4 protein-coding genes are annotated in these 5,020 nt (G+C 69.0%); all 4 read left to right on the top strand.

The genetic code is table 11. The features are described from left to right. Window positions 1-133 precede the first annotated feature (133 nt). Window positions 134-742, top strand: a complete 609-nt coding sequence (locus ACY34I_RS40070; protein WP_462760721.1) for a hypothetical protein — start codon at window positions 134-136, stop codon at window positions 740-742. A 347-nt stretch (window positions 743-1,089) separates the two neighbouring features. Then, entirely contained in the window at window positions 1,090-2,121 is a 1,032-nt protein-coding gene (locus ACY34I_RS40075; RefSeq protein ID WP_148795678.1) for an ABC transporter permease, read from the top strand. 58 nt (window positions 2,122-2,179) lie between these two features. Beyond that, window positions 2,180-3,925, top strand: coding sequence for an ABC transporter substrate-binding protein (locus tag ACY34I_RS40080; protein WP_462760723.1), 1,746 nt, complete (start codon window positions 2,180-2,182; stop codon window positions 3,923-3,925). A 56-nt stretch (window positions 3,926-3,981) separates the two neighbouring features. Beyond that, window positions 3,982-4,971 (top strand): ABC transporter permease, encoded by a 990-nt coding sequence (locus tag ACY34I_RS40085; RefSeq protein ID WP_462760725.1) that lies wholly within the window; start codon window positions 3,982-3,984, stop codon window positions 4,969-4,971. The last annotated feature ends 49 nt before the right edge of the window (window positions 4,972-5,020 follow it).

Below are 5,020 nucleotides of genomic sequence, written 5' to 3' on the forward strand. Positions count from 1 at the left end.
TAGCGGTGGGCGACGGCCCGACCGCGACCGGCGGCGAGGCAGTTCGGGGCAGTGGGCGCCGGTTGCGCGATGTCCGTTCTGCCCCGGAATGGAGTGTGGCTCCGTATCGTCGGCGGTGAAGGAGGGCGGCGAGATGGACGAGGAGGCGCGGCAGCAGGCGCTGCTCACCGCCGTCACCACCGAGCACTTCGTGCTGCAGACCTCCCGCAGCGCCACCATCGCCGAGTCGGTGGGCCGGGCGACCATCTTCATGTCGATGCTCTCCGCCGCGCTGATCGGGTTGGGTTTCGTCTCCAGCAGCGGGCACCTGCTGCGGCCGTATCTCGGTGCGGTGCTGCCGACTCTGGTGATCACCGGGTTGCTGACCTACGCCCGGCTGGTGGAGAGCATGGTGGAGAACGAGGTGGACCTGCAGCGGATCCAACGCATCCGCGCCTGGTACCACCACCGCTTCGCCGGCGACCTGGACTTCTTTGTCGACGCCCTGGCCCAGGGGGGCGGCAAGCGAGCGGAGTGGGCGGCGGTGGGCAGCCGGCCTGGCCGCGTGCAGATGCTGCTGACCACGGCCGCGTTGGTCGGCGCGGTCAACGCGCTGCTGATCGGGCTCGGCGCCACCCTGCTGAGCGGCGTGTTCGGTGCCGCACTCGGCCTGGCGATCGCGGTCGGCGTGGTGGTGGCGCTGGCGGCCTTCGCCGTCCAGGTCGTGCACATCAACCGGGCCTCCATCTCGCTCGGCCGCTGAGTCGGGACGCGCGCCGGCCGGGCGCATTCGGTTCGCTGAACCCCGGCGCGGGTGAACAAGCGCCACGAACTGTCACGTGCCCGTGCCGGGGCAGCGGCGAGCGGAATGTCCGAACGGGCGACAACCGGATCGCGGCCTCGCCGCAACGCTTTCAGAAACTGCGGCGAAGATGGCCGAAAGGATGACAACCAGATCGGGCCGTTATTGCAGCGAGTCATTCCGTAAATCAGATCGTTGTCAATGCCCGACAACCGATCCGGCCGTTACCGTAACGATTCAATTCACCGTTCCCCAGCGGCTTACCGTCGGGTGGAAGGACGTTTTCGTCGCCGTCGGGAGGGTTCCTCATGAGCGACATGTCCCACCCACCGTCGTTGACCGCGCCCGGCGATCCGGCCGCCCCGGACCTCGCCGTCGAGACCGAATCCCCGCCCGTCGGCGGCCGGCGGGAGATCGTCGGCCGGTCGCCGAACCAGCTCGCCTGGCTGCGGCTGAAGCGGGATCGGACCGCCCGGACTAGCGCCCTGACGCTGGTCGTCGCCGCACTTGTCGCCCTCTGCGCGCCGCTGTTCGGCTGGCTCACCGGAATGGATCCGACGGACAAGTTCGTGGATCGGCTGAATGATTTCGGAATGCCGATCGGCTACGCCGGCGGCATCAGCTCCGAGCACTGGCTCGGACTCGAACCGGGCAGCGGCCGCGACATCATGCTCCAACTGGTGTACGGCCTGCGGACGTCATTGTTCATCGCCTTGGCCTCGGCCCTGCTGGCCTCGGTCATCGGGGTCGCGGTGGGGGTGATCGCGGGCTGGGCGCGAGGCTGGCTGGACAGTGTCGTCAACTGGCTGGTCGACCTCACGCTGGCGTTTCCGTTCCTCATTTTCGCGCTGGCCGTGATCCCGATCCTGCAGGACCGCTTCTACACCGAGCGGGAGGCGCCGCCGCCGGCCTTCCGGGTCGCCCTGATCATCGCCACGTTCGGCCTGTTCAGCTGGACGTACACCGCCCGGCTGGTCCGCGGCCAGGTGATCTCCCTGCGCGAGCGGGAGTTCGTCGAGGCCGCCCGGGCCGCGGGCGCCGGCACCGGGCACATCCTGTTCCGGCAGCTGCTGCCGAACATCTGGGCCCCGATCCTGGTCACGGTCTCGCTGAACGTGCCGCAGTTCATCGCCATCGAGGCGGCGCTGGCCTTCGTCAACATCGGCGTCACCGAACCCACGCCCGACCTCGGTCGGATGATCTACAACAGCATCGGCTACGTGGCCAGCGACCCCTGGTACACCCTGTTCCCCGGATTGACGATCTTCCTGCTGGTCCTGGCGTTCAACCTCTTCGGTGACGCCCTGCGCGACTCGCTGGATCCTCGGTCGACCCGGTAACCCCCGGCTATCAACACGCCCGGCCGGCGGGGGCCGCCGGGCGGGAAGGGAGCACACCGTGCGAGCACGAACCCGGACACTGAGCACCGGTGTCCTCGCCGCGGCGCTCGTCGCCGCCGGCTGCAGCCCGACCACCGACAGCGGTGGTGGCGGCGACGAGAAGACGAAGACCCAGACCGGCTCGGTCTCCTACGAGGCCGCCGACAACCAGGGCCCGGCGAAGGCGGTCGACGGGGCCGCCCGCGGCGGCACGCTCACCGTCATGCAGAACTCCGACTTCGAGCACCTCGACCCGGCCCGCAACTACGTCAACGTGCAGCAGGTCACCGGCGGGCTGATCTACCGGGCGCTCAACGGCTACAAGGAGGACGGCACCGGCAAGCTGCTGCTCGTCGGCGACCTCGCCACCAATCCGGGCAAGGACGTCAACAAGGACTGCAAGGTGTGGGAGTTCACCCTTCGGGAGGGGGTGAAGTACGAGGACGGCTCGCCGGTGACCAGCAAGGACGTGGCGTACGGCATCGCCCGCTCGTTCGCGTCCAACCTTAACGAGGGGCCGCACTACATCCAGCAGTGGCTCTACCCGGGTGGGGCGTACAACGCGAAGTACCAGGGGCCCTACGACGGCGGCAAGGCCGTGCCGGACGGCGTCGAGACGCCTGACGACCGGACCATCCGGTTCACCTTCCCGGAGGCGCACTGCGACCTGCCGTACGCGGCCGCGCTGCCCACCAGCGCGCCCGTGCCCGCGGCGAAGGACACCCGCGCCAACTACGACCTGCGGCCGTTCTCCTCCGGCCCCTACAAGGTCAAGTCGTACCAGCGGGACGTGGCGCTGGAGCTGGAGCGCAACCCGAACTGGGACCCGGCGACCGACCCCATCCGCAACGCGTACCCGGACGCGATCCGGGTCACCTTCGGCCTGGAGCAGGCGCAGATCGCCGAGCGGCTCGTCGCCGACGCCGCGGCCGATCAGGCCGCGCTGAGCTGGACCGACGTGCCGCCGGCCGTACTGCCGCGGACCACCACCGCCGGCGTGGTCGAGCGGGTGGTGAAGGGCCCGACGCAGTACACCTGGGTGCTGGACATCAACACCCAGCGGGTCACCGACCTGAACGTCCGGAAGGCGCTGAACTACGCCGTGGACAAGGACGCCGCGCTCAAGGCGATCGGCGGGCAGGCGGCGGGTTCCCCGGCCACCACGCTGATGTCGCCGACCACCTCCGGCTGGAAGAAGTACGACGTCTTCAACGCCCCGGTCACCGGGGACAAGGCGAAGGTCACCGAGCTGCTCGGCGGCAAGCGGCCGAAGCTGGTGTTGGCCCACTCGAACACCGAGCTACGGACCCAGCAGGCCGAGGCGATCCGGAAGAACCTCACCGACATGGGCTTCGACATCGTGATGAAGCCCATCGAGAGCAGCAGCTACTACGACGAGGTCGGCCGGAAGGACAACCCGTACGACCTCTACCTCAGCGGCTGGGGCTCGGACTGGCCGACCGGGTCCACCATCATCCCGCCGGTCTACGACGGGCGGGAGATCGTGGCGGAGGGTAACAACAACCTCTCGTACCTCAACGAGCCGTCGATCAGCGCCGAGATCGACCGGGTCCGCGCTCTGCCCGCCGCCGAGCAGGACGCCGGCTGGATGGCCCTGGACGAGAAGATCATGCGGGAGTACGTCCCGGTCGTGCCCTGCTACTACGACGCCACCTACGAGCTGCACGGGTCGAAGGTCGGCAACGCCTTCCTCAGCGACGCCTTCGGGATCATCTCGCTCAACGGCATCTACGTGAAGAAGTGACCGTCCGTGGGGGCGGCCCCGAGCCGCCCCCACCGTCCACCGGGGAGGTGTTCGGAGTGTTCCGTTTCGTCGTCCGGCGGCTGCTCGTCGCCGGGGTGACCCTCGTGGTCATCAGCCTGGTCACCTTCGGTCTCTTCTTCGCGGTGCCGAGCAGCCCGGCCAAGGTGATGTGCGGCAAGAACTGCACCGCGGCGGACATCGCGCAGGTCGAGCAGCGGCTCGGCATCGACCAGCCGTTGCCCCGCCAGTACGCGGACTTCGTCAAGGGCATCTTCGTCGGCCGCACGTACGGCTCGGGGGACTTCCGCCAGGACTGCCCGGCCCCCTGCCTGGGCTACTCGTTCCGCAACAACCAGCCGGTCACCGAGATCATCGCCCAGCGTCTCCCGGTCACCTTCAGCATCGTCTTCGGTGGCGCGGTGCTCTGGCTGGTGTTGGGCATCTCGCTGGGTATGGTGTCGGCGCTGCGTCGGGGGACGGTCTTCGACCGGGCCGCGATCGGCATCACCCTGGCCGGGGCGTCCATGCAGGTCTACTTCTTCGGACTGATCCTGCTCTACCTGCTGGTGTACGCCACCGGGCTGCTGCCGTTCCCCAGCTACACCCCGCTGACCGAGAACCCGGGCCGGTGGGCGGTGGGCCTGCTGCTGCCCTGGATGACGCTCGGCTTCCTCAACTCGGCGCTGTACGCCCGGCTGTCCCGGGCGCAGATGCTGGAGACCCTGTCCGAGGACTTCGTGCGGACGGCCCGCGCGAAGGGCCTCTCCGCGCGGCAGGTGCACACCCGGCACGCGCTGCGGGCCGCCATCACGCCCATCGTCACCATCGCCGGCCTGGACATCGGCACCAGCCTCGGCGGGACGTTCATCACGGAGACCATCTTCGGCCTCCAGGGGCTGGGCAAGGCGACCGTGGAGGCGGTGCAGTTCCTCAACCTGCCGGTGGTCATGGCGACCGTGCTGCTGGCGGCGGTGTTCATCGTGGTCGCCAACATCGTGGTCGACGTGCTCTACGCGGTCATCGACCCGCGGGTTCGGCTGAGCTGAGGGAGGGATCGAGATGGTGAAGCTGCCGGAGCCCCGCTCGGGTGAGAGC

The organism is Micromonospora sp. RTBAU3-60, from assembly GCF_054963695.1.

Coding starts and splice junctions, on each gene's coding strand:
- ACY34I_RS40070 (WP_462760721.1), top strand. CDS start 134: ATGGACGAGGAGGCGCGGCAGCAGGCGCTGCTCACCGCCGTCACCACC.
- ACY34I_RS40075 (WP_148795678.1), top strand. CDS start 1,090: ATGAGCGACATGTCCCACCCACCGTCGTTGACCGCGCCCGGCGATCCG.